This is a genomic window from Cupriavidus sp. NPDC089707 (genome assembly GCF_044748965.1).
GTDB lineage: Bacteria > Pseudomonadota > Gammaproteobacteria > Burkholderiales > Burkholderiaceae > Cupriavidus.
Genome location: NZ_JBIVHB010000004.1, coordinates 25,667 through 49,918, shown reverse-complemented (window position 1 = coordinate 49,918; position 24,252 = coordinate 25,667). Strand labels below are relative to the sequence as shown.

The following is a 24,252-nucleotide window of genomic DNA, read 5'->3' as shown; positions in this document are numbered from 1 at the left end:
CGGTGTGCCAGTCTTGGCATAATCCGCCATGTCTTTAGACTAAGTCTTTACATACAAGCAAAAAATGCCGCAGTGGCCGCCTGGCCCAAGCGGCCCTGGACCGGAGGCCGGGGAGATGGAGCAACAAGAAGAGGCACGGCGCAACGCCGTGCCGCAACACGTCGTCGATTCCGCGGTGATCCCGCAGGCGGCAGACGAAGCGCAGGACGCTGAATTCCGGGTTTCACCCCGCCTCGAGGACTGGATTGGCGTGATCGTTATGCTGCTGCTGGTCGGCATCACCTTCGCCAACGTGGTAGTCCGCTACTTCACCGACGAGTCGTTTGCCTGGACCGAGGAGTTCTCGGTCTTCCTGATGATCGTGCTGGCGCTGGTCGCTGGCAGTGCCGCGGTGGCGCGCGATCGCAATATCCGCATCGAATTCTTTTTTGAGCGCGGCAGCGCCGCGCGCCAGCGCCGGCTGGCGATCCTGTCGGCGTTGTCGGTGGCGGTGATGTTCATCGCGCTGGCGGTGCTGGGCGCGCGCATTACATGGGATGAATACGCCTTTGGCGAGACCTCGCCCGGCATCGGCGTGCCAAGCTGGTGGTACTCGATCTGGCTGCCAGTGCTGTCGGCCGGCATCGCGCTGCGCGCGCTGGGCCTGGTGGTGCGCAACGTGCGTGCGCTCAAGGCCCTGCATGAAGAGAACACGGCCGCGAAGGAGCGTGCGCAATGACGCTGGTTGCCATCATCCTGTTCGTGGTCTTTATCGGCCTGATGCTGCTGGGCGTGCCCATCGGCGTGTCGCTGGGGCTGGGCGGCTTGGTCGCGATCGGCCTGTCCAACCTGGATACCCAGATGTTCGGCCTGCTGGCCGTGCCGCAGAACTTCTACGCCGGGCTGGCCAAGTACCCGCTGCTGGCGATTCCGATGTTCGTGCTGGTGGGGTCGATCTTTGACCGTTCCGGCGTGGCGCAGCGGCTGGTGACCTTCGCCATTGCTGTGGTCGGGCGCGGACCGGGCATGCTGCCGCTGGTGGCGATCCTGGTGGCGATGTTCCTCGGCGGCATTTCCGGTTCCGGCCCGGCCAACGCGGCCGCGGTTGGCGGCGTGATGATCGCGGCGATGTCGCGTGCGGGCTATCCCGGCTCGTACAGCGCCGCGGTGGTCGGCGCGGCGGCCGCGACCGACATCCTGATCCCGCCGTCGGTGGCCTTCATCATCTACAGCGTGCTGGTGCCCGGGGCGTCGGTGCCGGCGCTGTTCGCCGCGGGCATGATCCCGGGCGTGCTGGCCGGCGTGGCGCTGATCGTGCCGGCGGTGTGGCTGGCGCGCAAGCACAACATGGGCGCCGCTGAAGCCGCGCTGCCGCGCCCGCCGTTCTGGAAGAGCCTGCGCGAAGCGGCGTGGGGCCTCGTGGCACCGTTCCTGATCCTGGGCGGCATGCGCGCGGGCTGGTTCACGCCGACTGAAGCCGCCGTGGTGGCGGTGGTCTATGGCCTCTTCGTCGGCATGGTGGTCTACCGCAGCATCGGCATGCGCGACCTGTTCACGATCTTCCAGGAAGCGGCCGAGACCTCGGCGGTGATCTTGCTGGTGGTCGCGCTGGCCGGCATCTTCGCCTATGCGCTGTCTACGCTGGGCGTGATCGATCCGCTGGCGCAGGCGATCGCGACCTCCGGGTTGGGCGAATACGGCGTGCTGGCGCTGATCGTGCTGCTGCTGATGACGGTCGGCATGTTCCTGGATGGCATCTCGATCTTCCTGATCTTCGTGCCGCTGCTGCTGCCGATTGCCAATGCGTTCCAATGGAACCCGGTGTGGTTCGGCGTGGTGCTGACGCTGAAGGTGGCGCTCGGCCAGTTCACGCCGCCGCTGGCCGTGAACCTGATGGTGTCGTGCCGGATCGCCCGCGTGCGCATGGAAGAAACCGTGCCCTGGGTAATCTGGATGCTGCTGGCGATGTTCATTGCCATGCTGATGGTGCTGGCCTATCCGCCGCTGGCGACCTGGCTGCCGGAATACCTCGGCTATTGATGCCGTTGACTTCCTTCTGCATTCACAAACAAGAATTGACGCTTTCCCGAGAGGAGATGAAATGAAACGTCGTGCCCTGATGCTCGCAACGGCCGCCGCCATTGCCGCTTCCGCCTTCGCCCCCGCCGGCGCGATGGCCCAGACCTACAAGTCCGAGTACAAGATGTCACTGGTGCTCGGCCCAGCCTTCCCGTGGGGCAAGGGCGGCGAGATCTGGGCCGACCTGGTCAAGCAGCGGACCAACGGCCGCATCAATATCAAGCTGTACCCGGGCACTTCGCTGGTGGCCGGCGACCAGACCCGCGAGTTCTCGGCGATCCGCCAGGGCGTGATCGACATGGCAGTCGGTTCGACCATCAACTGGTCGCCGCAGGTCAAGGAACTGAACCTGTTCTCGCTGCCGTTCCTGATGCCCGACTACAAGGCACTGGATGCGCTGACGCAGGGCGAAGTCGGCAAGTCGATCTTCACCACGCTGGAGAAGGCCGGCGTAGTGCCGCTGGCGTGGGGCGAGAACGGCTTCCGCGAGGTGTCGAACTCCAAGCGCGAGATCCGCAAGCCGGAAGACCTCAAGGGCCTGAAGCTGCGCGTGGTGGGTTCGCCGCTGTACATCGAGACCTTCAATGCGCTGGGCGCCAACCCGACGCAGATGAGCTGGGCCGACGCGCAGCCGGCGATGGCATCGGGCGCGGTGGATGGCCAGGAGAACCCGCAGTCGGTGTTCGCCGCCGCCAAGCTGTACACGGTAGGCCAGAAGTTCGTCACCACCTGGGGCTACGTGGCGGACCCGCTGATCTTCGTGGTCAACAAGCAGATCTGGGAAAGCTGGACCCCGGCCGACCGCGAGATCGTCAAGCAGGCCGCCATCGACGCCGGCAAGCAGGAAATCGCGCTGGCCCGCAAGGGCCTGGCCGAGGCCGGTGCGCCCGCCTGGAAGGAAATGGAGGCCCACGGCGTCAAGGTCGCGCACCTGACGCCGGCCGAGCATGACGCCTTCCGCAAGGCGACTGCCAAGGTCTACGACAAGTGGAAGAAGCAGATCGGCACCGACCTGGTGACCAAGGCTGAAGGCGCGATCGCCAAGCGCTAAGTCATGAAACAGGCCCGCCAGTGTTGGCGGGCCTGTTGCTTTGGAGGCTGAGATGAAGCACGTCTATACGGTGGTCATGCCGATCCGGTGGGGCGACATGGATGCGATGGGCCATGTCAACAACACCGTCTATTTCCAGTACCTGGAGCAGGCACGCATCGAGTGGTTCGCGTCGCTGGGGCGGGGCGGCAAGGATGCGCAAGGGCAGGGGCCTGTCATCATCAATGCGCATATGACCTTTCTGAAGCAGCTGCGTTATCCGGGCGAAATCGAATGCCGCGTTTATGCGGGGCAACTGGGGCGCACCAGTTTCGAAACGCGCATGGAAATCCGCCGCACCGATCTGCCCGACGTAGTGTGGGCCGAGGGCGGGGCCAAGGTGGTGTGGTGTGACTACGCGCTGGAGAAATCGGTGCCGGTGCCGCCGGAGATCAGGGGGATCATCGACGGCTGACGGTTTGCTCCCCTCTCCCGCTTGCGGGAGAGGGGCAGGGGGTGAGGGCGGGCGTGTCAAAGGCTGATGCCTGTGGGTTAAAACCGTGGGCCCTGCTTGATGTGGTTCCTTGCTAGTCCACCCCTCACCCCAACCCTCTCCCCCTGAGGGGAGAGGGAGAACACCTTGCTAAAGCCAGCTCGGGCCGCTTGGGCGCACCGAAAACCGATCTCCCTTCTACTGGTATTGGTGTTTGTCAGTGGTTCACCAGCCGCTGCACCAGGTCCACCGACGTACTCGCCCCATACTTCTTCATCAGCCGCGCCCGGTAGATGTCCACCGTGCGCGGGCTGATCGCCAGCAGCTTGCCGATCTGCTTGCTGGTCTTGCCTTCCACCAGTTGCGCCGCGATCTCGCGTTCGCGCGCGGTCAGCTCGGCCGTGACCTGGCGCTTCTGCGACAGGTCTTCAAAGGTCCAGATCCCGGCGCCCAGCGGCTGCGTGCGGTCCAGCGCGCGCCCGGTGACGTGGCACCAGAACAGCTCGCCGCCGGCGCGCTTCATGATGCGCTCGTCCGAATACATGCCGCGCTTGTTCATGATCGGCACGATGCGGGCGCCGGTGCGCTCGAACTCGTCGGCGGTGGGGTAGAGCACCTGGAACGACTGGCCCAGCAGCGCCTCGCGCGTGGTGCCGAAGATGCGGCAGACTTCTTCGTTGCAGTCCTCGATCACGCGCTCGCGTGACAGCACCAGGCCCACGGGGGCGAGCTGGAAGGCGGTCTGGTAGTCGATGGCGGGCATCTGCTTATGTATTTTTACGTAATGGCGTAGCCGGCGGGGCTTGCGTATGCTGTCGGTCGGACGAGATCCGGCGCCTGTCGCCGATTGTACCGTTACAATTTCCCTGCGTCGCCCGCCGCACACCCTGCGGCGGGGAGCACGACAGCGGATACCCCCGAGGAACTACCGAGGAAGGAGCGAAGCATGAACAAGGTCTACGCCAGCGCCGCAGAAGCGCTTGCAGGCGTCGTCCGCGACGGCCAGACAATCGCCGTTGGCGGTTTCGGCCTGTGCGGCATCCCCGAGGCGCTGATTGCCGCGCTGCGCGACAGCGGCGTCAAGCAGCTTACCTGCATTTCCAACAACGCCGGCGTCGACGGCTTCGGCCTGGGCCAGCTGCTGGCCACGCGCCAGATCAGGAAGATGATCTCGTCCTACGTGGGCGAGAACAAGGAGTTCGAGCGCCAGTACCTGGCCGGCGAACTGGAGCTGGAATTCACCCCGCAGGGCACGCTGGCCGAGAAGCTGCGCGCCGGCGGCTCGGGCATTCCGGCCTTCTTCACCAAGACCGGTGTCGGCACCATCGTGGCCGAAGGCAAGGAAATCCGCGAATTCGACGGCGAGCAGTACGTGATGGAGCGTTCGCTGACGGCTGATGTGGCGCTGGTCAAGGCGTACAAGGCCGACAAGGCGGGCAACCTGGTGTTCCGCCGCACCGCGCGCAACTTCAACCCGATGTGCGCCATGGCGGGCAAGGTCACCATCGCCGAGGTCGAGCATATTGTCGAGACCGGTGAGCTGGACCCCGACGAGATCCACCTGGCCGGCATCTTCGTGAAGCGCTTGGTGCTGAACACCAATCCCGAGAAACGCATCGAGCAGCGCACCGTGCGCGCGGCCAGCTAAGGAGACACCATCATGGCATGGACACGTGACGAAATGGCCGCGCGCGCCGCGGCCGAGCTGCAGGACGGTTTCTACGTCAACCTGGGCATCGGCCTGCCGACGCTGGTGGCCAACTGGGTGCCGGACGGCATGGAAGTGTGGCTGCAGTCGGAAAACGGCCTGCTGGGCATCGGCCCGTTCCCGACCGAGGAAGAAGTCGACGCCGACATGATCAACGCCGGCAAGCAGACCGTGACCACGCTGCCGGGCTCGTCGATCTTCTCGTCGGCGGACTCGTTCGCGATGATCCGCGGCGGCCACATCGACCTGGCCATCCTGGGCGCGATGCAGGTCAGCGAGAAGGGCGACCTGGCCAACTGGATGATCCCGGGCAAGATGGTCAAGGGCATGGGCGGCGCGATGGACCTGGTCGCCGGCGTTGGCCGCGTGGTGCTGCTGATGGAACACACCGCCAAGAAGAAGGACGGCACCGAGGACATCAAGATCCTGAAGCAGTGCAACCTGCCGCTGACTGGCGTAGGCGTGGTCAACCGCATCATCACCGACCTGGGCGTGATCGACGTGACTGCGGACGGCCTGAAGCTGGTCGAAACCGCCCCGGGTGTCAGCCGCGAGGAAATCCAGGCGAAGACTGGGGCGCCGCTGCTGTAAGCAAGCGTTCGGCCATTGCCCGACGGGCCCTGTGGCGCACTGCGCCACAGGGCTTTTTGCATTTGGTGCTCGGGTAACCGACTACGCCGATCGGCAGTGCGGGCTAGCTCTATCGGCGAATGGCCCGCCCCCGCACAAGTCACTATGCTGGCCGCTTCCCAGCAGGCATGGTCCTGCCAACACAAGTCTTGACGGAAGGTGCGCGATGCCGGCTTCCCCCACCCGATCCCTGCCACTGGTGTACGCCTGCTCCGGCTGCTCCAGCGTGGCGCAACTGGCCAATGCCTGCGCGGTGCGGCTGGACCGCAGCGGCCGCGCGGAAATGTCGTGTATCAGCGGCGTGGGCGGCGGCGTGCCGGCGCTGACGCGCGTGGCGCAATCGGGCCGGCCGATCCTGGCGCTCGACGGTTGCCCGCTGGCTTGCGTGCAGGCCTGTCTGGCAAACGTGGGCGTGGCGCCGGACCAGCACCTGGTGCTGAACCGGCTGGGTGCGGTCAAGCGCCAGCACGGCGAATGCACCGAGGGCGAGACCGAGTCGGTATGGCGGGAAGTCGAAGCGGCCCTGGAAAGCCTTGCCGCTGTGTAGGGCGGGCCGGACGCGCGGCGGCGCATCCGGCGGGGCGGCGCATCAGGCCGCCGGCTTGTTGTAGCGGGTGAACACCGAGGCCGCGCCGTCGGCCTTGACCAGCAGCACGTCGAAGGGATCCTTGCGCGAACCCTGTTCCATGCCTGGCGAGCCGACCGGCATGCCCGGCACCGCCAGCCCGACCGCCTTGGGCTTCGCGGCCAGCAGCTTGCGGATATCCGCAGCCGGCACGTGACCCTCGATCGCATAGCCACCGATGTAGCCGGTATGGCAGGAGCCGAAGCGCTCCGGCATGCCGAAGCGCTTGCGGTAGTCGCCGGTATCCTCGACGTCATGCACCGTCACGGCGAAGCCGTTGGCGCGCAGGTGCTTGACCCATTCCTCGCAGCAGCCGCACAGCGGGCTCTTGTAGACCTCGATGGCGAGCGGCTTGGCCTGCGCAAAGGCATCCGCCGCGGGCCCCAGCACGCCCACGGCGAGCGTGCCGAGCGCCAGCGCGCCCAGGGTGCCGAGATAACGTCGTCGTTGCATCGTTGCTCCTTATTGTGGCGCCTTACTGCGGCGCCTTACTGCGCCACCCAGCCGCCATCCATGTTCCAGATCGCGCCACGCACTTGCCGGGCCGCGTCCGATGACAGGAACACGGCCAGCGCGCCCAGTTCGTCGGGTGTCACGAACTCGCCCGAGGGCTGCTTCTCCAGCACCAGCTCGCGCTTGGCCTGCTCGACCGGGATGCCTTCCTTCTGCGCGCGTGCTTCGACCTGCTTCTGCACCAGCGGCGTCAGCACCCAGCCCGGGCAGATCGCGTTGGCGGTCACGCCGGTCTGCGCGGTTTCCAGCGCGGTCACCTTGGTGAAGCCGACGATGCCGTGCTTGGCTGCCACGTAGGCCGATTTCTGTGCTGACGCCACCAGCCCGTGCGTCGAGGCCACATTGATGATGCGGCCCCAGTTCTTCTGGCGCATGCCAGGCAGCGCAAGGCGCGTGGTGTGGAAGGCCGAGGTCAGGTTGATGGCGATGATGGCGTCCCAGCGCTCGGCGGGAAAGTCCTCGATCGGCGCCACATGCTGGATGCCCGCATTGTTGACCAGGATGTCGGCGCCGCCGAAGTCGGCTTGCACATAGCGCATCATGTCCTCGATCTCTGCCGCCTTGCTCATGTCCGCGCCGTGGTAGCCGACCTGGATGCCCTGGCCGGCCTGCGCGATCTCGTTCTTTGCGGCGTCCGCGTCACCAAAGCCATTGACGATGATGTTGGCGCCCTGGGCCGCCAGCGCCTTTGCGATGCCGAGCCCGATGCCGCTGGTCGAGCCAGTCACCAGAGCGGTCTTGCCTTTGAGCATGTAAGCCTCCGTCGAGAGAGAGATTCCACAAGAAGGAAAGGGCGGCCCGGGTGGCCGGGACGCCTGGTCTGGCACAGCCGCGCACCAGCATGTGGCGCGTGCGGTGGCGCAGACAGTGTGCTGTGGCATTGTACCCGGTGCGGCGTACAATCCAGTTTTGCTCAACCACCGGCAGCGCCGCATTTTTTTCGGCCCCGGCCGGGTCCGTCAGGGAGTCCAGATGTCTGCCAGTCCGCGCCTCGGTTTTGTCCAGTGCATCAGTGCGGCGGGCCTGCACCGCATGGCCTACCACGAATGGGGGGATCCCGCGAATCCTCGCGTGCTGGTGTGCGCGCACGGGCTGACGCGCACCGGGCGCGATTTCGATGCCGTCGCCAGCGCGTTGTGCGGCGACTATCGCGTGGTCTGCCCCGATGTGGCCGGACGCGGCCGCTCGGAATGGCTGGCCAATCCGGACGCCTACATCGTGCCGCAATACGTCTCCGACATGGTCACGCTGATCGCCCGGCTCAATGTCGAGCAGGTGGACTGGTTCGGCACCTCGATGGGCGGGCTGATCGGCATGGGGCTGGCAGGGCTGCCCAAGTCGCCGGTGCGCAAGCTGCTGCTGAACGACGTCGGCCCCAGGATCGCGCTGTCTGCGGTGGAGCGCATCGGTGCCTATCTGGGCCTGCCGGTACGCTTCAAGACCTTCGAGGAGGGCTTGGCTTACCTGCAGACCATCAGCGCGTCGTTCGGCCGCCACACGCCGGAACAGTGGCGCGAGCTGAACGCCGCCATTCTGAAACCGGTGCAGGGCGGCGATGGCCTGGAATGGGGCTTGCATTACGACCCGCAGCTGGCCGTGCCATTCCGCAAGTCCACGCCAGAAGCGGTGGCGGCGGGCGAGGCCGCGCTGTGGCGCAGCTTCGAGGCCATCGAGGCCTCGGTGCTGGTGGTGCGCGGCGCGCAGTCAGACCTGCTGCTGCGCGAGACCGTGGCCGAGATGGTGGCGCGCGGCAAGCATGTGAGCTCGGTGGAAGTCCCTGAAGTGGGGCATGCACCCACCTTTGTCGATCCGGCGCAGATCGCGATCGCCCGCCAGTTCTTTGTCGGGTGAGTGTGCGCACATCGCGCGGCGGACCTGTTTTTTTTATCGATCAAAGCATTGTCATGAGTAACCTTGAACTGAAGCGCGCCCACGTGGGCAAGCGTTTGTCCGAATATGCGGTCTACAACGGCGTGGTCTACCTGGCCGGGCAGGTGCCGGAGGTCGATCCCAAGGCCGATATCCGCGGCCAGACGCGCGAGGTGCTCGGCCATATCGACCGCCTGCTGGCCGAGGCCGGCAGCGACAAGACCCGTATCCTGTCGTGCCAGATCTTCCTCACCAACGTCGACCTGATCGGCGAGATGAACGAGGCCTGGGACGCCTGGGTGCCGCAAGGCAACACGCCCCCGCGCGCCACTGTCGAAGCCCGCCTGGCCAATCCCGACTACCTGATCGAAGTGGTGGTGACCGCTGCGCTCAACTGATGCAGGCGCTGTGACATGGTGACGTCGACCGACCTGGCTGGCCGGGTCGCAGGCATTCCGGATACCGAACTGGTTGAGCGCGCACTGGCGTACGTGCGCGAGCATGGCGCCGGTGTGGCGCTGCCCACCGGCGAGACCGTGCAGTCGCATGCCGAGGGGATGCTGCGCATCCTCGATGGCCTGCGCGTGGACGATGCCGCGCGCGCGTCCGCCTGCCTGTTCGGGCTGGCGGCATTCGTGCCCGAGACCGAAGCGCAGATCGAGCCGCGCTTCGGCGAAGAAGTGGCGCGGCTGGTCAACGGTGTGCGGCAGCTGCTGCGCATCGGTGCCATCGCCGGCAATCGCCCCGATGTGGAAGCGGCCGCGCCGTCGAAGAACGAGGCGCAGGCGCGCCACGAACAGGTCGAGGCGCTGCGCAAGATGCTGCTTGCGTTCGCGCAGGACATCCGCGTGGTGCTGGTGCGGCTGGCCTCGCGGCTGCAGACGCTGCGCTGGATGGCCGAGACCAAGCACACGCCGACCCCGGGCGTGGCGCGCGAAACGCTCGACATCTACGCGCCGCTGGCCAACCGCCTGGGTATCTGGCAGATGAAGTGGGAGCTGGAAGACCTGGCGTTCCGCTTCGAGCAGCCCGATACCTACAAGCGCATCGCCAAGCTGCTGGACGAAAAGCGCATCGAGCGCGAAGGCTATATCGCCGGCGCCATTGCGCGGCTGCAGTCCGAGCTGGCGGCCGCCGGCATCCCTGCCGAGGTGACCGGCCGGCCCAAGCATATCTACAGCATCTGGAAGAAGATGCGCGGCAAGGAGCTGGATTTTGCCGACCTGTACGATGTGCGCGCCTTCCGCGTGATCGTCGACGATATCAAGGACTGCTATACGGTGCTGGGTATCGTCCACCATATCTGGCAGCCGATCCCGCGCGAGTTCGACGACTACATCTCGCGGCCCAAGGCCAACGGCTACAAGTCGCTGCACACGGTGGTGATCGGCGATGACGGCCGCGCCTTTGAGGTGCAGATCCGCACCTACGAGATGCACCACTTCGCCGAATACGGCGTGGCGGCCCACTGGCGTTACAAGGAAGCGGGCAGCAAGGGCTACGGCGGGCAGTTCTCCGCCAGCGAACGCTACGACGAGAAAATCGCCTGGCTGCGCCAGCTGCTGGCATGGAAGGACGATGCCGACCACAGCGTGGCGCACGACGAGTGGGAGCAGCTCAAGCATGCCGCGATCGACGACCATATCTACGTGCTGACGCCGCAGGCCCGCGTGGTAGCGCTGCCGCAGGGCGCGACGCCGCTGGACTTTGCCTACTACCTCCACAGCGATCTCGGCCACCGCTGCCGCGGTGCGCGCGTGGACGGCACCATGGTGCCGCTGAACACCACGCTGAAGAACGGGCAGACCGTCGAGATCATCGCGGTCAAGCAGGGCGGGCCGTCGCGCGACTGGCTCAATGCGGAGCTTGGCTACCTGGCCAGCAGCCGCGCGCGCGCCAAGGTGCGGGCGTGGTTCAACGCGCTCGATTCGCAGGAGACCATCGCGCAGGGCCGCGCGCTGATAGACAAGACCCTGCAGCGCGAGGGCAAGACCGCGGTGAAGCTGGAAGACCTGGCCGCGCGACTGAATTTCAAGACGCCCGACGACCTGTTCGCGGCGGTGGCCAAGGACGAGTTCAGCCTGCGCCATGTCGAGCATGCGCTGCGCCATCCGGAAGGCGAAACCCAGGCACCGCTCAGCGAGGAAGACGCCGTCACCAAGAAGAGCCGCGCCACCAGCGTGGCGCGCGGCGCCAAGAGCGGCGTGCTGGTGGTGGGGGTGGATTCGCTGATGACGCAGATGTCGCGCTGCTGCAAGCCGGCGCCGCCGGACGATATTGTCGGCTTTGTCACGCGTGGACGCGGGGTGTCGATCCACCGGCGCAACTGCCATACCTTCCAGCAGCTGTCGGCGCGCGCGCCGGAGCGGGTAATCCAGACCGAGTGGGGCAAAAAGAGCCATGCCGCGGTCTACCCGGTCGACATCCATGTCGAAGCCATCGACCGGCAAGGGCTGCTGCGCGATATCTCGGAAGTGCTCTCACGCGAGAAGATCAACGTCACCGGTGTGAAGACGTTGTCGAGCAAAGGCGTGGCACGCATGCAGTTCACCGCCGAGGTGTCCGAGGCGACGCAACTGCAGCGCGCGCTGTCGCTGATCGAAGAGGTGCAGGGGGTATTGCAGGCAAAAAGAAAGTGATGCTATACTTTCGTCTTCGCTAGGCTCGTAGCTCAGCTGGTTAGAGCACCACCTTGACATGGTGGGGGTCGTTGGTTCGAGTCCAATCGAGCCTACCAACGAATTGCAGTAACAACGAAGTATGGCAAGTCCGATTCAACCTGAAATGGAACGGAAAGGCATCATGTTTATGACACCGCGAACTACTACCGCTGGCAAGCGACAGTAGTCGAGGTGCGCCTTCCGACCCGGTTGAAACGGGTTTGACAAAGAGAAACGCGGCCTTGGCCGCGTTTTTTTTCGTCTGTCGCCTGCCAGCAGCCTGATAAGCTGCCGCTCTCGCGCGTTTTGGCGTGCATGTGCAGTGCGCAGCAAAAAAACAATCGAATAATCGCCGGATCGCGCAGCCGCGGACCGGTGCCCGCAAGATGCAGTTTGATCCGCCTGGCCGAGGCGCAGCGCGCCGCCGGCGGAATCCTGGAGAGTCCAAATGATCGCAATCACGCTGCCGGATGGGTCCCGCCGCGAGTTTCCGGGCCCGGTGACGGTTGCCGAAGTGGCGCAGAGCATCGGCTCCGGCCTGGCCAAGGCCGCGCTGGCCGGCAAGGTGGACGGCAAGCTGGTCGACACGAGCCACAAGATCGAAGACGACGCCCAGCTGGCCATCGTCACGGACAAGGACGCCGACGGCGTCGATGTCATCCGTCACTCCACGGCGCACTTGCTGGCCTATGCCGTCAAGGAACTGTACCCGGAAGCGCAGGTAACGATCGGGCCCGTGATCGAGAACGGCTTCTACTACGACTTCGCCTACAAGCGCCCCTTCACGCCGGAGGACCTCGCCGCCATCGAAAAGAAGATGACGGAACTCTCCCGCAAGGACGAGAAGGTCACGCGCGAAGTGTGGAATCGCGACGAAGCGGTGGCGCTGTTCGAGTCGATGGGCGAGAAGTACAAGGCCGAGATCATCGCCTCGATCCCGGCCGACCAGGAAATCGGCCTGTACCGCGAAGGCAAGTTCGTCGACCTGTGCCGCGGCCCGCACGTGCCGTCGACGGGCAAGCTCAAGGTCTTCAAGCTGATGAAGGTGGCTGGCGCCTACTGGCGCGGCGACTCCAACAACGAGATGCTGCAACGCGTCTACGGTACGGCCTGGGCCAGGAAGGAAGACCAGGAAGCTTACCTTCACATGCTGGAAGAGGCCGAGAAGCGCGACCACCGCAAGCTGGGCAAGACGCTCGACCTGTTCCACCTGCAGGAAGAGGCGCCCGGCATGGTGTTCTGGCACCCGAAGGGCTGGCAGGTGTGGCAGGCTGTCGAGCAATACATGCGCGGCCGCCTGGGCGACGCCGGCTATGACGAAGTGCGCACGCCGCAGGTGATGGAGCGTTCGCTCTGGGAAAAGTCCGGCCACTGGCAGAACTACAAAGAGAATATGTTCGTCACGGAGTCGGAGAAGCACGACTACGCGATCAAGCCGATGAACTGCCCGGGCCACGTGCAGATCTTCAACCACGGCCTGCGCTCGTACCGCGACCTGCCGCTGCGCCTGGCCGAGTTCGGCGCCTGCCACCGCAACGAGCCCTCGGGCGCGCTGCACGGCCTGATGCGCGTGCGCGGCTTTGTTCAGGACGATGCCCATATCTTCTGCACGGAAGAGCAGATCGTGGCCGAGGCCAAGGCGTTCAATGAGCTGGCGTTTTCGGTCTACGACGACTTCGGCTTCAAGAATGTTTCGGTGAAGCTGTCGCTGCGCCCCGACCAGCGCGCTGGCTCGGACGATGTCTGGGACCACGCCGAAGAAGGCCTGCGCCTGGCGCTGCGCGCCTGCGGTGTGGAATGGGAAGAGCTGCCGGGCGAGGGTGCTTTCTATGGCCCGAAGGTGGAATACCACATCAAGGACGCGATCGGCCGCTCATGGCAATGCGGCACGCTGCAGCTTGACCTGGTGCTGCCGGAGCGCCTGGGTGCCGAATACGTCTCCGAGGACAACTCGCGCAAGCGCCCGGTCATGCTGCATCGCGCGATCCTGGGTTCATTCGAGCGCTTTCTGGGCATCTTGCTGGAAAACCACGCCGGCGCGCTGCCCGCCTGGTTGGCCCCGGATCAGGTCGTGGTCATGAATATTGCGGATTCGCAGGCAGAATACGCCGAAAACGTCGTGCAATTGCTGCAAAAACAAGGGTTTAGGGCTAAAGCCGATTTGCGCAACGAGAAAATTACGTATAAAATCCGCGAGCATTCCCTTCAGAAGGTTCCCTACCTGCTAGTGGTAGGCGACAAGGAAAGGGATGCCAATCAAGTGGCCGTGCGTGCCCGTGGCAACGTGGATCTGGGTGTGATGCCCGTCTCCGCGTTTGTTGAGCGTCTGCAACACGACGTCGCCAGCAAAGCCTGAGGGTGGTGAGCACGGCTTGTTTTTTTGTCTTCTTGAGGTAACGCAACATCGCTACGGACAAAGGTCATCGCATCAACCGGGAAATCAGCGCGCCTGAGCTGCGCCTGGTAGGGGTTGATAACGAGCAGCTTGGCATCGTCAAATTCATGGACGCTCTGCGGCTGGCTGAGGACAAGGACTTGGACCTGGTGGAGATCGCCCCGAACGCGACTCCGCCCGTCGCCCGGATCATGGATTACGGGAAGTTCAAGTACGAGGAAGCCAAGCGCGCCCACGAGGCCAAGCTGAAGCAGAAAATCATCCAGGTCAAGGAAGTCAAGTTCCGGCCGGGTACGGATGATGGCGACTACAACGTCAAGCTGCGCAACCTGAAGCGCTTCCTGGAAGATGGCGACAAGACCAAGATCACGCTGCGGTTCCGTGGTCGCGAGATGGCCCACCAGGAAATCGGCGCGCGCATGCTCGAACGCCTGAAGGCGGATCTGGAAGAGATCGGTCAGGTCGAGCAGATGCCGAAGATGGAAGGGCGCCAGATGGTGATGGTGCTCGCCCCCAAGAAGAAGAAGTAATTCTTGCGCGGTGCAGCGGCCGGGATGCCAGCGCATCCCGGCCGCTGCTTCGTGCGGAAGTCGCGCGTACCCCGCAAGGGGCGTCGTGCAACAACAAGTGGATGCGGGTCTTGCAAGCGTCGGCGTAAGCCGTCCACCTGCATGCATGTCATATGAGCTGGAGTTTTTCATGCCGAAGATGAAGACGAAGAAAAGCGCTTCCAAGCGCTTTACTGCCCGTCCGAACGGTTCGTTCAAGCGTGGCCAGGCCTTCAAGCGTCACATCCTGACCAAGAAGACCACCAAGAACAAGCGTCAACTGCGCGGTACTCAGGACGTCCATGAGACGAACCTGAAGTCGGTGCGCGCGATGATGCCTTACGCATAACCCCTGACGATCACGAAAGGAGAATTACATGCCTCGAGTAAAGCGTGGGGTCACTGCACGGGCCCGTCACAAGAAGGTTATCGACGCTGCCAAGGGTTACCGCGGCCGTCGCAATAATGTCTATCGCATCGCCAAGCAGGCGGTCATGCGTGCTGGCCAGTACGCGTACCGCGATCGCCGCAACAAGAAGCGCGTGTTCCGCGCTCTGTGGATTGCGCGTATCAATGCCGCGACGCGTGAGCATGGCATGACCTACAGCGTGTTCATGAACGGTCTGAAGAAGGCCTCGATTGAACTGGACCGCAAGGTGCTGTCGGACATGGCTATTCATGACAAGCCTGCCTTTGCCGCCATCGTCAACCAGGTGAAAGCCACCGTTGCCTGATGCCGGCTGCGGCAGCGCGTAAGTGCTGCCGGGCAAGCACCGGCCGCAAGGTCGACCGCTGACCGCAAGGTCCGCTGAAACGGGGCTCCTCACCGAGCCCCGTTTTTATTTGCGTTTCCGGATACCGTTTTGCGTTTGTTATCGAGACGGCATCCGGAAACGTATACCGCACGCAGTGCCAACCCACGTCGAGCCGGCTTTGTTTTTTGACATTGTTCCGCCGACGTCAGAACACTCCACGACCGCCGCCATGTCTCAGGATCTGGACCAAATCGTCGCTGACGCCCAGGCCGCTTTCGCCGCCGCCAATGACAACGCCACGCTGGAAAACGAAAAGGCCCGCTTCCTGGGCAAGACCGGCGCGCTGACCGAACTGCTCAAGGGCCTTGGCAAGCTCGACCCGGAGACCCGCAAGAGCGAGGGCGCGCGCATCAACCAGGTCAAGCAACAGGTGGAAGCCGCGCTGCAGGCGCGACGCCAGGCGCTGGCCGATGCGCTGATGAACGCGCGCCTGGCAGCCGAAGCCATCGACGTCACGCTGCCGGGCCGCGCGGTGGCCCGCGGCAGCCTGCATCCGGTGATGCGCACGTGGGAGCGTGTCGAGCAGATCTTTGGCTCGATCGGCTTCGACGTGGCCGACGGTCCCGAGATCGAAACCGACTGGATGAACTTCACCGCGCTGAACAACCCGGACAACCATCCGGCGCGTTCGATGCAGGACACGTTCTACGTCGATGGCCGCGACAGCGACGACAAGCTCCTGCTGCTGCGCACGCACACCAGCCCGATGCAGGTCCGCTACGCCAAGATGCACGTGGAGAAGTACGCCGGCAAGGCGATGCCGCCGATCAAGGTGATCTGCCCGGGCCGTACCTACCGCGTCGACAGCGATGCTACCCACTCGCCGATGTTCAACCAGGTCGAAGGCCTGTGGATTGGCGAGGAGGTCAGCTTTGCCGATTTGAAGGGTGTGTACACCGATTTCCTGCGCAAGTTCTTCGAGCGCGATGACATCCAGGTGCGCTTCCGTCCGTCGTACTTCCCGTTCACCGAGCCGTCGGCGGAAATCGACATGGCCTTCGGCAATGGGAAATGGCTGGAAATTTCCGGTTCGGGCCAGGTGCACCCCAACGTGCTGCGCAACATGGGCCTCGATCCCGAGCGCTATATCGGTTTCGCGTTCGGCTCCGGCCTTGAGCGCCTGACCATGCTGCGCTATGGCATCAACGACCTGCGCCTGTTCTTCGAGGGCGACGTGCGCTTCCTGCGCCAGTTCGCCTGACAGGCGTACCGTCAAACTCGTCATCGACTACACAGAATACTTACCGGATCAGAAGCGCCATGCAATTCTCGGAATCCTGGCTTCGCACCTTCGCCAACCCTGAAAAGATCTCCACCGACGCGCTGTCGCACAGCCTGACCATGGCCGGGCTCGAAGTGGAAGAGGTGGGCCCGGTCGCACCGCCGTTCGACAAGGTGGTGGTCGCGCACGTGCTGTCGACCGAGCGCCATCCCAACGCCGATCGCCTCAACGTGTGCCAGGTCGATGCCGGCACCGGCGAGACCCTGCAGATCGTCTGCGGTGCGCCCAACGTCAAGCCCGGCATCAAGGTGCCGTGCGCACTGGTCGGCGCGGTGCTGCCGCCGGCAGAGGACGGCGGCCAGCCGTTCGAGATCAAGGTCGGCAAGCTGCGTGGCGTGGACAGCTACGGCATGCTGTGCTCGGCGCGCGAACTGAAGCTGTCCGAAGACCACGGCGGCCTGATGGTGCTGTCGGAAGATGCGCCGGTCGGCCAGAACATCCGCGAACACCTGAACCTGGACGACCAGGTCTTTGTCATCAAGCTGACGCCGAACAAGGCGGATTGCCTGTCGATCCACGGCGTCGCGCGCGAAGTCTCGGCGCTGACCGGTGCCGCGCTGAACCTGCCCGACATGAAGCCGGTGCCGGTGACGATCCAGGACAAGCTGCCGGTCAAGGTGTCGGCGCCCGATCTGTGTGGCCGCTTCTCCGGCCGCATCATCCGCGGCGTCAATGCGCGTGCCGCCACGCCGCAGTGGATGGTTCAGCGCCTGGAGCGCTCGGGGCAGCGCAGCGTGTCCGCGTTGGTCGACATCTCGAACTACGTAATGCTGGAGTTGGGCCGTCCGTCGCACGTATTCGACCTGCACAAGATCCACGGTGGCCTGGACGTGCGCTGGGGCCGCAAGGGCGAGCAGATCAAGCTGCTGAACGGCAATACCATCGAGGTCGACGAGCAGGTCGGCGTGATCGCTGACGACAAGGAGATCGAGAGCCTGGCCGGCATCATGGGCGGCGACAGCACTGCCGTCACGCTGGACACCACCGACATCTACCTCGAAGCCGCCTTCTGGTGGCCGGCCGCGATCCAGGGCCGCAGCCGCCGCTACAACTTCTCCACCGACGCCGGACACCGTTTCGAGCGCGGCGTGGACTATGCCACCACCGTCGAGCATATCGAGCGCATCACCGCGCTGATCCTCGAGATCTGCGGTGGCCAGGCGGGTCCGGTGGACGACCACGTGGTCAACCTGCCGGTGCGCAAGCCGGTCAGCCTGCGCGTGGCGCGCGCCGAGCGCGTGCTCGGCATCGAGCTGTCGTCGGCTGCCATCGCCGACGTATTCCAGCGTCTGCAGCTGCCGTTCACGCGCGCGCAAGGCGCCGAAGGCGAAGTGTTTGAGGTCACGCCGCCGAGCTACCGCTTCGACATCGAGATCGAGGAAGACCTGATCGAGGAAGTCGCGCGCATCTACGGTTTCGAGCGCATCCCGGCGCGGCCGCCGGTCGCCGAAAGCGAAATGCGCCCGACCAACGAAGCCCGCCGCTCGACGCACGTGGTGCGCCACGCGCTGGCTGCGCGCGATTACCAGGAGATCATCAACTTCGCCTTCGTCGAAGAGAAGTGGGAACGCGACTTCGCCGCCAACGACAAGCCGATCCGCCTGCTGAACCCGATCGCCAGCCAGCTGGCCGTGATGCGTTCGTCGCTGGTCGGCGGCCTGGTCGACAAGGTGCGCTACAACCTGAACCGCAAGGCCGCGCGCGTGCGCATGTTCGAGGTGGGCCGCGTGTTCCATCGCGACGAGAGCGTGAAAGACGGCGGCCTGACGGTGGCCGGCTACCACCAGCCGATGATGGCCGCGGGCATCGCCTACGGCCCGGCGTTTGAAGAGCAGTGGGGCATCGCCACGCGCAACGTCGACTTCTTCGACGTCAAGGGCGATGTCGAGGCGCTGTTCCATCCGCGCGTGCCGCGCTTCGAGCCGGTGTCGCACCCGGCGCTGCATCCTGGCCGCGCCGCGCGCGTGCTGGTTGATGGCAGGCCAGTTGGCGTGGTCGGCGAACTGCATCCGCGCTGGCTGCAGGAATACGAACTGCAGCACGCACCGGTGCTGTTCGAACTGGAACTCGACACGCTGCGCGAGACCGGCCTGCCTGCGTACACCGAAATCTCCAAGTTCCCGGCCGCAGTGCGCGACCTGGCCGTGGTGGTGAAGCAATCGGTACGCGTGCAGGACATGCTCGACACGATGCGCGCGGCACTGGAAAAGCAGGGCTACGGCCGCTTCTGCCAAGGCCTGGTGCTGTTCGACGAGTTCCGTCCCAAGGCCGCTTCGGCCGCCATCGGCGAGGACGAGAAAAGCCTTGCGTTCCGGGTGACCTTGCAAGATACTGGGTCGACCCTCCAGGACGAAACCGTCGACAGCGCAGTGCGCTCCATGGTCGACGCGCTGACAGAGGCCTTCCAGGCCCGGCTGCGCGGCTAGACTGACGCCACTAGCGACGGCTTACGATAAACAAGGGCGCCCGGGCCTGGCCCCGGGCGGATCGCCAGACAGACACTAGAGCGATCGACATGAATGATCGAGACGCGAATTCCATGACCGCTGCAGCACTGGGTGACATGAGCGACCGGCAGGCTTCCACCCTTGACGACGCGACGCCGGATAGCCGCGCGCCCGAAGTTCCCACGCTGACCAAGGCCGAACTTGCCGAGATGCTGTTCGACCAGGTCGGCCTGAACAAGCGCGAATCCAAGGATATGGTCGAAGCCTTCTTCGACGTCATCCGCGAAGCGCTGGAGCAGGGCGACAGTGTCAAGCTGTCCGGCTTCGGCAACTTCCAGTTGCGCGACAAGCCGCAGCGGCCCGGCCGCAATCCCAAGACCGGTGAAGTGATTCCGATCACCGCGCGCCGGGTCGTGACGTTCCACGCCAGCCAGAAGCTCAAGGGCCTGGTGGAAGAGCGCGCGGACATCGCCGGCTGACGCGTCACCACGTCACCCGAACGGCGGATTGCTTCCGCAGGCTTGCATCGGTATCCTTCTGGGCGCGCAAAACCCTGCGCGCCAACCTCGTGGCCGGCATGGCCTGACGCTCGTCTACACACTGCATGTCGGACAAATCCAGCGAACGCATCGCGTTGCCGCCGATCCCGGCCAAGCGCTACTTCACCATCGGTGAGGTGAGCGAGCTTTGCGCCGTCAAGCCGCATGTCCTGCGCTACTGGGAGCAGGAGTTCACGCAACTCAAGCCGGTCAAGCGCCGCGGTAACCGCCGCTACTACCAGCACCACGAAGTGCTGCTGATCCGGCGCATCCGCGAGCTGCTGTACGAGCAGGGCTTCACCATCAACGGCGCGCGCAACCGGCTGGACGAAGGCCGTCATCACACCGCCGCCACGTCGGAAGCCGCCGACGAAAGACGCGAGGAAAGCCAGGCGGCGCTGTCGATCGATGTCGCCGGTCTGCGCGATGAACTGGTCGAGGTTCAGCACCTGCTCGCGCAACTGCGCGAGATCGCGAAGCACGGATAATTTGTGCGCCCGGAGCTAGTCATACGCGAAATGCTTCTGATATAATCTTCTTCTTTCGGGGCGTAGCGCAGCCTGGTAGCGTACCTGCATGGGGTGCAGGTGGTCGGAGGTTCAAATCCTCTCGCCCCGACCAGAACAAGAAACCCGCTTGGTGAAAGCCAGGCGGGTTTTTTTCTGTGCGCGTCTTGCCCGAGTGATGCGATCTCGTTTGCCACGGCTTGCATCGCATCGCCCGGTTGTGATGAGGCGTAACGCTTTGATACACCTGCTGACAGCGGCTGTTGTTATGCTCAGTGATCCCATGCGCAGGTCGTTACCATGGCACGCACGCACCTCACCCCCATTGTCATCTTCTCCTGCCTTATGGCCTCACCCGTCTCCCATGCCGGCGGCGAGTACAAGGAAAAATTCCGCAGCGGTCCCTGCAAGATCGAGCGCGAGGTCAAGCCGGATGGCGAATACAAGGAAGAGCGCAAGTGCAAGGGCGGTCCGCGCGGCTATGAGCACAAGGAAAAGTACCGCGACGGTCCGTGCCTGATTGAGCGTAAATGGGACGACGACGGAGAGTATGAGGAGAAGGTCGAATGCAAGCGTTCATAGACGCGTGACCTTCGCCGCAACCGTTTTCCGCATCACGCCTATAGTGAATGCTCTGGCTGCGGCCATGGCATGACAGGACGATCGCATCCTGTTGCAACGACGGAGGACGGCATGTCGGACAAGGACCATGGGATGGGGATTGCCGGTACCACCTGCATCGCGCTGGCGGTGGCGGGGCTTGCGCTGACCGCATCGTTGATACTCGCTTACTATGCGATGCGGTCGCGCGTCGAGGGGGTGTATCTCGGTGGCAGCGGAGACTAGCCCGCGGGCGAGCATCGATATGACCCCGTGATATCGGACGGGGCGCTGCCGAAGCTGTTGCGCATGCGAATCTGGCCGTCTCGGCCGTGCACCAGAGGCTCGACGCGCAGTTGCTTCGCTTTCTCCGTGCCGGCGGCGATCGCGTCTTCCTGCGACGCAAACAGCTGGCGCCCGGCGGTGCTGCCTTCAGATTCGATTGCCCAGCCGTGTTCGACGGGAACGACGTGGATGTTGTCGCCTGGCATGGCGGTCTCCGGTTGTGTCGATGCAGCCAGTCTCGACGCCCGCGCGGTGTGCCGGTATCCGTCGTTGTCCGACAGCCGTGCCGTGCGCGAGCACCCTTTACGGCCGTTGCTCGGGCTCGGCACGGTATGCGGACCAGTAGTGATGCGTGTAACGGCCGTGGCGCGCCTGCTTCTTTTCGATGAACAGCCGTACGGTGCCAGCGTGGCCGGCCTCGAGCAGCACTTCGCGGTGGGCTGGCCCGTCGCGCGTAGCGGGGCCGAGCGTGCCCAGCGCGGCGGCAATGTAGTGGCCGGGGATGTGGCCAAGGATGCCATTGGCTCCGGGGACCGGGTAGTTGTCGGGCGCCGCTGCCGGCACCTGGCAGCGGGAAGCAAGCTTGTTGTTGCCCATTGGTCAAGGCCTGCCAGGGCTGATGCTGACACCATCCCGGGTCAGCTCCAGGAGCGGCAGGTGGCCGTAGGCGCGCAGCCTGCGGATATCTTCGCGCGCCGAGGCCGGCAGGCCGGGGCGGCATGACAGCGCACGGGAGCTGATCTGGAAGGTGCCGCAGCTGGGGCAGGTGTAGCGGTAACCGCGCGGCGCGGCGCGCAGGCGCTCGGCGGCGGCGCCGCAAACGGGGCAGTTGGCGGGTTCGGGTGACATGGGGCGCACAGGAAAAATACTGTATGGATATACAGTATAGCGCTGGTGCGCGGACTGTCGGTGGAAAAAGCGGTGGGATAATGGGGTTCTTTGCTGATGGGCGCACGCGATGACGGCGTAGACTGGCGCAGCAGTCCTGACCGGCCCGCCCGCACCCCGCCGCGGCGGGCTGTTTTTTTTTTGCCGCGCGCTATCGCGAGAGTCGGCGCAGCAGGGTGTCATGGCCACTTGCCAGGCCCGCAAGCGTGGCCGCATCGGCCAGTTCGAACTCGCTGAACTGGAAGGCTGGTGCTACGGTACAACCGACCAGCGCAAAGTCAACGCCGTCTCCCAGGTCCACGCGTTCCGCGGCAAACCACCGGCCGGCGGGCACCATCGCCTGGAAGGACGCGCCAGCGTGGCGCAACGGATCGCCGAGACGCTGGGTGACGATGCCGCCGTCAGCGATACTGTGCAGGTCTATCGGCGAACCGGCGTGGAAGTGCCATAACTCGTCGGAACGGATGCGGTGCCATGCGGAATAGTTGTTGCCGCACAACATGTAGTAGATGGCGGTACTGGCTTCGCGCGTACGCTGGTCGGCGCACACGATGCGTTCTTCGCTGCGGTGGGTCTCGCGGTAGAAGCCGCCTTCCGGGTGTGGCTTCAGTTCAAGCGTGCGGATCAGTTCGTTGGCGGCAAGGCTGCGGTCTGGCATGTGATCGTTTGGCGTGGCCTGATGCAGGCGGAAGCCACAGCTTAAAGCAAGGCGAAGCGTGCCTGCCCGGGGCCGACCAGCGCGGGGCGGCTGACCGGGTAGCGGTGGCGCGTGCCGTGCGCTTCGAACGAGAGGAAATCGGGTGTCCAGCGCAGCGACCGGAGCAGCTTGGGCTCGATGCCGTCGACGATGATGGCGCCGGCATCGACGCTGACGCTCCCGCAGGGCAGGCGCAGGGATTCAGCATCGTCGCCGAAGTAGAAGGCCTCAAGCAGGATGGAATTGGACGGGTACAGGGGCATATGGCAGGGGGGCATATGGCAGGGGGGGCATATGGCAGGGACCATGCGGCAGGCGGCCAGGATAGGAGGCCTGTTGGGTTGCTGTATGGATATACAGTATAGTCGCCGCCGGCGGTTCGGTCACGCCCCGGATTCATATTTCAGGTCGCTGGTGAGCCGCAGTGGCCTCCTTCCGGATTGGTATAACCTGAAACCAACACCGCGCACGCTGCCAGTGCTTTGCGCAGGTGACAGGATGGCCGGCGGGGGCCGCTGACAGGGGATGCCGATGGCGCAGTGTGGAAGCAGGGCTTGCTGGTTTGGCCTGGGCGTGGCGCTTGGCGCGGCGCTGGGCGGTGCGTGTGTGGCGCTGGTGCGGGCAAATCCGGCGCGAGACAGGCTGGACCCGCGGGCGGACGCACCGGTGGTGCCATCCAATGCCAGCGCCGACCGCGCGCTGACCGATGACGCGACCGACGTCGTCGAGTATCGCGGTTTTGTGGTCCACGTGTTTTGCCACGCGCTGGGGCCGGGACGTTTCAAGGCGTTGTGCGATATTTGGGAGTCTGGTGCTGTCGTGCTGGAAGGCGGCGCGCCGCCGACCACGCATGCCACGCCCGAGGATGCCCGCTCCGCGGCGATTTCATGGGCGCGGCAGTGGGTGCAACGCAATGGTTGAGCGGGCTGCCATTGAGGCCCAAATTTTCAATTTTCAGGAGAGTTCATGTTTGTTTGTGGGAACCAGGCTTGCGGCGCGCGCTGGGAGCCGGACGAGGTGCAGATCCGTAACGAAGGGCAGGGGCCGGTATTCCGCTGCCCGCAATGCGGCGCCCGCAACCACGTCAAGGCCCGCACCGCGCGCAACGGCACCACGGTCTACCGGCAGATAGCCGCGAAGCCGGCAGCGCGCTAGCCCGCTATCCGTTTTGGCGCCGCAAGCCTGTGCAGCACCCCACGCATGTGGGGTCAAATTCACATGGCTGCCGACTTAAGCTCCTTCGGGCGAGACCGTTAAACACAAAATGGACTTTGCCGACTCCCCTCAAGACTCCGCTTCCAATGCTGAACGCATGGGCTGGGCGAACGCTTCCCCGGAAGTCATCGCCAAGGTATTGAATTCGGCGCTGGCGGCGCAGGACCTGTCCGGGTTTGCCGCGCTGCTGTCGGATATCGCGCGCGACCGCGGCCTCAAGGGGCAGCGCGCCGCGCACCAGTCGATCTACGACATGCCCTATGCCAGCCTGCTGCCCCGGCAGAAGCACCTGTTGTCAGATGCCTTCGAGTTGCTGGTGCTGCTCGGGCTGGAGCTTCGTACGCGCCGGGACGAAGACAGCCTCGACACGGACATCGATGACGACAGCGGCGACAAAGACAGCGCCGCGGACGCCGACGAATAAGCCCGCCTTGTTGCCGCGTTGCCCG

The 24,252-nt window shown here is 64.7% G+C and carries 31 protein-coding genes and 2 tRNA genes; 25 read left to right on the top strand and 8 right to left on the bottom strand.

Going from position 1 to position 24,252, the window contains the following annotated elements:
* Positions 1-115: 115 nt before the first annotated feature.
* The 4 genes from ACIP1U_RS08785 to ACIP1U_RS08770 all read left to right on the top strand — a co-directional run bounded on the left by ACIP1U_RS08785 (position 116) and on the right by ACIP1U_RS08770 (position 3,563).
* Positions 116-718 carry a TRAP transporter small permease gene (locus ACIP1U_RS08785; RefSeq protein ID WP_400313987.1) on the top strand — a complete coding sequence of 201 codons (603 nt, stop codon included), beginning with the start codon at positions 116-118 and terminating at the stop codon, positions 716-718.
* Positions 715-2,019, top strand: a complete 1,305-nt coding sequence (locus ACIP1U_RS08780; RefSeq protein ID WP_400313985.1) for a TRAP transporter large permease — start codon at positions 715-717, stop codon at positions 2,017-2,019. The genes ACIP1U_RS08785 and ACIP1U_RS08780 overlap by 4 nt, the downstream gene beginning before the upstream one ends.
* A gap of 61 nt (positions 2,020-2,080) precedes the next feature.
* A complete protein-coding gene (locus ACIP1U_RS08775; protein ID WP_400313982.1) occupies positions 2,081-3,109 on the top strand; it encodes a DctP family TRAP transporter solute-binding subunit in 1,029 nt (342 codons plus the stop codon).
* Between the two features lie 52 nt (positions 3,110-3,161).
* Positions 3,162-3,563 (top strand): acyl-CoA thioesterase, encoded by a 402-nt coding sequence (locus tag ACIP1U_RS08770; RefSeq protein ID WP_400313979.1) that lies wholly within the window; start codon positions 3,162-3,164, stop codon positions 3,561-3,563.
* A 235-nt stretch (positions 3,564-3,798) separates the two neighbouring features.
* Here ACIP1U_RS08770 and ACIP1U_RS08765 read toward each other — a convergent pair whose 3' ends face one another.
* A complete protein-coding gene (locus tag ACIP1U_RS08765) occupies positions 3,799-4,344 on the bottom strand; it encodes a LuxR C-terminal-related transcriptional regulator (RefSeq protein WP_400313976.1) in 546 nt (181 codons plus the stop codon).
* Between the two features lie 183 nt (positions 4,345-4,527).
* Here ACIP1U_RS08765 and ACIP1U_RS08760 point away from each other — a divergent pair, with 183 nt between their 5' ends.
* From ACIP1U_RS08760 to ACIP1U_RS08750, 3 genes are all read left to right on the top strand, one after another.
* Positions 4,528-5,229 (top strand): CoA transferase subunit A, encoded by a 702-nt coding sequence (locus ACIP1U_RS08760; protein WP_400313973.1) that lies wholly within the window; start codon positions 4,528-4,530, stop codon positions 5,227-5,229.
* 12 nt (positions 5,230-5,241) lie between these two features.
* The gene (locus ACIP1U_RS08755) at positions 5,242-5,880 is read left to right on the top strand and encodes a CoA transferase subunit B (protein WP_400313971.1); all 639 of its coding nucleotides are present in this window, start codon (positions 5,242-5,244) and stop codon (positions 5,878-5,880) included.
* A 205-nt stretch (positions 5,881-6,085) separates the two neighbouring features.
* A complete protein-coding gene (locus ACIP1U_RS08750; RefSeq protein ID WP_400313969.1) occupies positions 6,086-6,466 on the top strand; it encodes a putative zinc-binding protein in 381 nt (126 codons plus the stop codon).
* Between the two features lie 42 nt (positions 6,467-6,508).
* Here the strand turns inward: ACIP1U_RS08750 and ACIP1U_RS08745 are convergent, their stop codons facing one another.
* Positions 6,509-6,997 (bottom strand): DUF411 domain-containing protein, encoded by a 489-nt coding sequence (locus ACIP1U_RS08745; RefSeq protein WP_400313966.1) that lies wholly within the window; start codon positions 6,995-6,997, stop codon positions 6,509-6,511.
* Positions 6,998-7,032: 35 nt separating this feature from the next.
* On the bottom strand, positions 7,033-7,809 hold the full coding sequence (locus tag ACIP1U_RS08740; protein ID WP_400313963.1) for a 3-hydroxybutyrate dehydrogenase: 777 nt from the start codon (positions 7,807-7,809) through the stop codon (positions 7,033-7,035).
* Between the two features lie 220 nt (positions 7,810-8,029).
* Here ACIP1U_RS08740 and ACIP1U_RS08735 point away from each other — a divergent pair, with 220 nt between their 5' ends.
* The 15 genes from ACIP1U_RS08735 (at position 8,030) to ACIP1U_RS08665 (ending at position 20,964) form a co-directional block, all read left to right on the top strand.
* Positions 8,030-8,908, top strand: coding sequence for an alpha/beta fold hydrolase (locus tag ACIP1U_RS08735; RefSeq protein ID WP_400313961.1), 879 nt, complete (start codon positions 8,030-8,032; stop codon positions 8,906-8,908).
* A gap of 53 nt (positions 8,909-8,961) precedes the next feature.
* Positions 8,962-9,324: a RidA family protein gene (locus ACIP1U_RS08730; RefSeq protein WP_400313959.1), complete on the top strand. Its 363-nt coding sequence runs from the start codon at positions 8,962-8,964 to the stop codon at positions 9,322-9,324.
* Between the two features lie 15 nt (positions 9,325-9,339).
* Positions 9,340-11,565: a RelA/SpoT family protein gene (locus ACIP1U_RS08725; RefSeq protein ID WP_400313956.1), complete on the top strand. Its 2,226-nt coding sequence runs from the start codon at positions 9,340-9,342 to the stop codon at positions 11,563-11,565.
* A 21-nt stretch (positions 11,566-11,586) separates the two neighbouring features.
* Positions 11,587-11,663, top strand: a tRNA-Val gene (locus ACIP1U_RS08720).
* A gap of 371 nt (positions 11,664-12,034) precedes the next feature.
* A complete protein-coding gene (thrS, locus tag ACIP1U_RS08715) occupies positions 12,035-13,942 on the top strand; it encodes a threonine--tRNA ligase (RefSeq protein ID WP_400313954.1) in 1,908 nt (635 codons plus the stop codon).
* 47 nt (positions 13,943-13,989) lie between these two features.
* Entirely contained in the window at positions 13,990-14,511 is a 522-nt protein-coding gene (infC, locus tag ACIP1U_RS08710; protein ID WP_081479471.1) for a translation initiation factor IF-3, read from the top strand.
* A gap of 169 nt (positions 14,512-14,680) precedes the next feature.
* On the top strand, positions 14,681-14,878 hold the full coding sequence (gene rpmI / locus ACIP1U_RS08705; protein ID WP_006575466.1) for a 50S ribosomal protein L35: 198 nt from the start codon (positions 14,681-14,683) through the stop codon (positions 14,876-14,878).
* A 28-nt stretch (positions 14,879-14,906) separates the two neighbouring features.
* Entirely contained in the window at positions 14,907-15,263 is a 357-nt protein-coding gene (rplT, locus tag ACIP1U_RS08700; protein ID WP_008650487.1) for a 50S ribosomal protein L20, read from the top strand.
* A gap of 250 nt (positions 15,264-15,513) precedes the next feature.
* Positions 15,514-16,545, top strand: a complete 1,032-nt coding sequence (gene pheS / locus ACIP1U_RS08695) for a phenylalanine--tRNA ligase subunit alpha (protein ID WP_400313946.1) — start codon at positions 15,514-15,516, stop codon at positions 16,543-16,545.
* 59 nt (positions 16,546-16,604) lie between these two features.
* Positions 16,605-19,052 (top strand): phenylalanine--tRNA ligase subunit beta, encoded by a 2,448-nt coding sequence (pheT, locus tag ACIP1U_RS08690; protein ID WP_400313943.1) that lies wholly within the window; start codon positions 16,605-16,607, stop codon positions 19,050-19,052.
* Positions 19,053-19,141: 89 nt separating this feature from the next.
* Complete coding sequence (locus ACIP1U_RS08685) at positions 19,142-19,552, top strand: integration host factor subunit alpha (RefSeq protein ID WP_400313941.1); 411 nt, start codon at positions 19,142-19,144, stop codon at positions 19,550-19,552.
* Between the two features lie 125 nt (positions 19,553-19,677).
* Entirely contained in the window at positions 19,678-20,100 is a 423-nt protein-coding gene (locus ACIP1U_RS08680; protein WP_400313939.1) for a MerR family transcriptional regulator, read from the top strand.
* A gap of 56 nt (positions 20,101-20,156) precedes the next feature.
* Positions 20,157-20,233, top strand: a tRNA-Pro gene (locus tag ACIP1U_RS08675).
* Between the two features lie 185 nt (positions 20,234-20,418).
* Positions 20,419-20,700, top strand: a complete 282-nt coding sequence (locus tag ACIP1U_RS08670) for a hypothetical protein (RefSeq protein WP_400313936.1) — start codon at positions 20,419-20,421, stop codon at positions 20,698-20,700.
* Positions 20,701-20,811: 111 nt separating this feature from the next.
* Entirely contained in the window at positions 20,812-20,964 is a 153-nt protein-coding gene (locus ACIP1U_RS08665) for a hypothetical protein (protein ID WP_400313934.1), read from the top strand.
* Here the strand turns inward: ACIP1U_RS08665 and ACIP1U_RS08660 are convergent.
* The 5 genes from ACIP1U_RS08660 to ACIP1U_RS08640 form a co-directional block, all read right to left on the bottom strand.
* On the bottom strand, positions 20,961-21,209 hold the full coding sequence (locus ACIP1U_RS08660) for a DUF2188 domain-containing protein (RefSeq protein ID WP_400313931.1): 249 nt from the start codon (positions 21,207-21,209) through the stop codon (positions 20,961-20,963). The genes ACIP1U_RS08665 and ACIP1U_RS08660 overlap by 4 nt on opposite strands.
* Before the next feature lie 97 nt (positions 21,210-21,306).
* The gene (locus ACIP1U_RS08655; RefSeq protein WP_400313928.1) at positions 21,307-21,600 is read right to left on the bottom strand and encodes a hypothetical protein; all 294 of its coding nucleotides are present in this window, start codon (positions 21,598-21,600) and stop codon (positions 21,307-21,309) included.
* Between the two features lie 3 nt (positions 21,601-21,603).
* On the bottom strand, positions 21,604-21,852 hold the full coding sequence (locus ACIP1U_RS08650) for a hypothetical protein (protein WP_400313925.1): 249 nt from the start codon (positions 21,850-21,852) through the stop codon (positions 21,604-21,606).
* Between the two features lie 190 nt (positions 21,853-22,042).
* Positions 22,043-22,549 (bottom strand): cupin domain-containing protein, encoded by a 507-nt coding sequence (locus ACIP1U_RS08645; RefSeq protein ID WP_400313922.1) that lies wholly within the window; start codon positions 22,547-22,549, stop codon positions 22,043-22,045.
* Between the two features lie 41 nt (positions 22,550-22,590).
* Positions 22,591-22,851 (bottom strand): hypothetical protein, encoded by a 261-nt coding sequence (locus tag ACIP1U_RS08640; protein WP_400313919.1) that lies wholly within the window; start codon positions 22,849-22,851, stop codon positions 22,591-22,593.
* A gap of 268 nt (positions 22,852-23,119) precedes the next feature.
* Between ACIP1U_RS08640 and ACIP1U_RS08635 the strand changes: the two genes are divergently transcribed.
* The 3 genes from ACIP1U_RS08635 (at position 23,120) to ACIP1U_RS08625 (ending at position 24,227) form a co-directional block, all read left to right on the top strand.
* Positions 23,120-23,509 carry a hypothetical protein gene (locus ACIP1U_RS08635; RefSeq protein ID WP_400313916.1) on the top strand — a complete coding sequence of 130 codons (390 nt, stop codon included), beginning with the start codon at positions 23,120-23,122 and terminating at the stop codon, positions 23,507-23,509.
* Positions 23,510-23,554: 45 nt separating this feature from the next.
* The gene (locus tag ACIP1U_RS08630) at positions 23,555-23,743 is read left to right on the top strand and encodes a hypothetical protein (protein ID WP_400313913.1); all 189 of its coding nucleotides are present in this window, start codon (positions 23,555-23,557) and stop codon (positions 23,741-23,743) included.
* A gap of 109 nt (positions 23,744-23,852) precedes the next feature.
* Entirely contained in the window at positions 23,853-24,227 is a 375-nt protein-coding gene (locus ACIP1U_RS08625) for a hypothetical protein (protein ID WP_400313910.1), read from the top strand.
* The last annotated feature ends 25 nt before the right edge of the window (positions 24,228-24,252 follow it).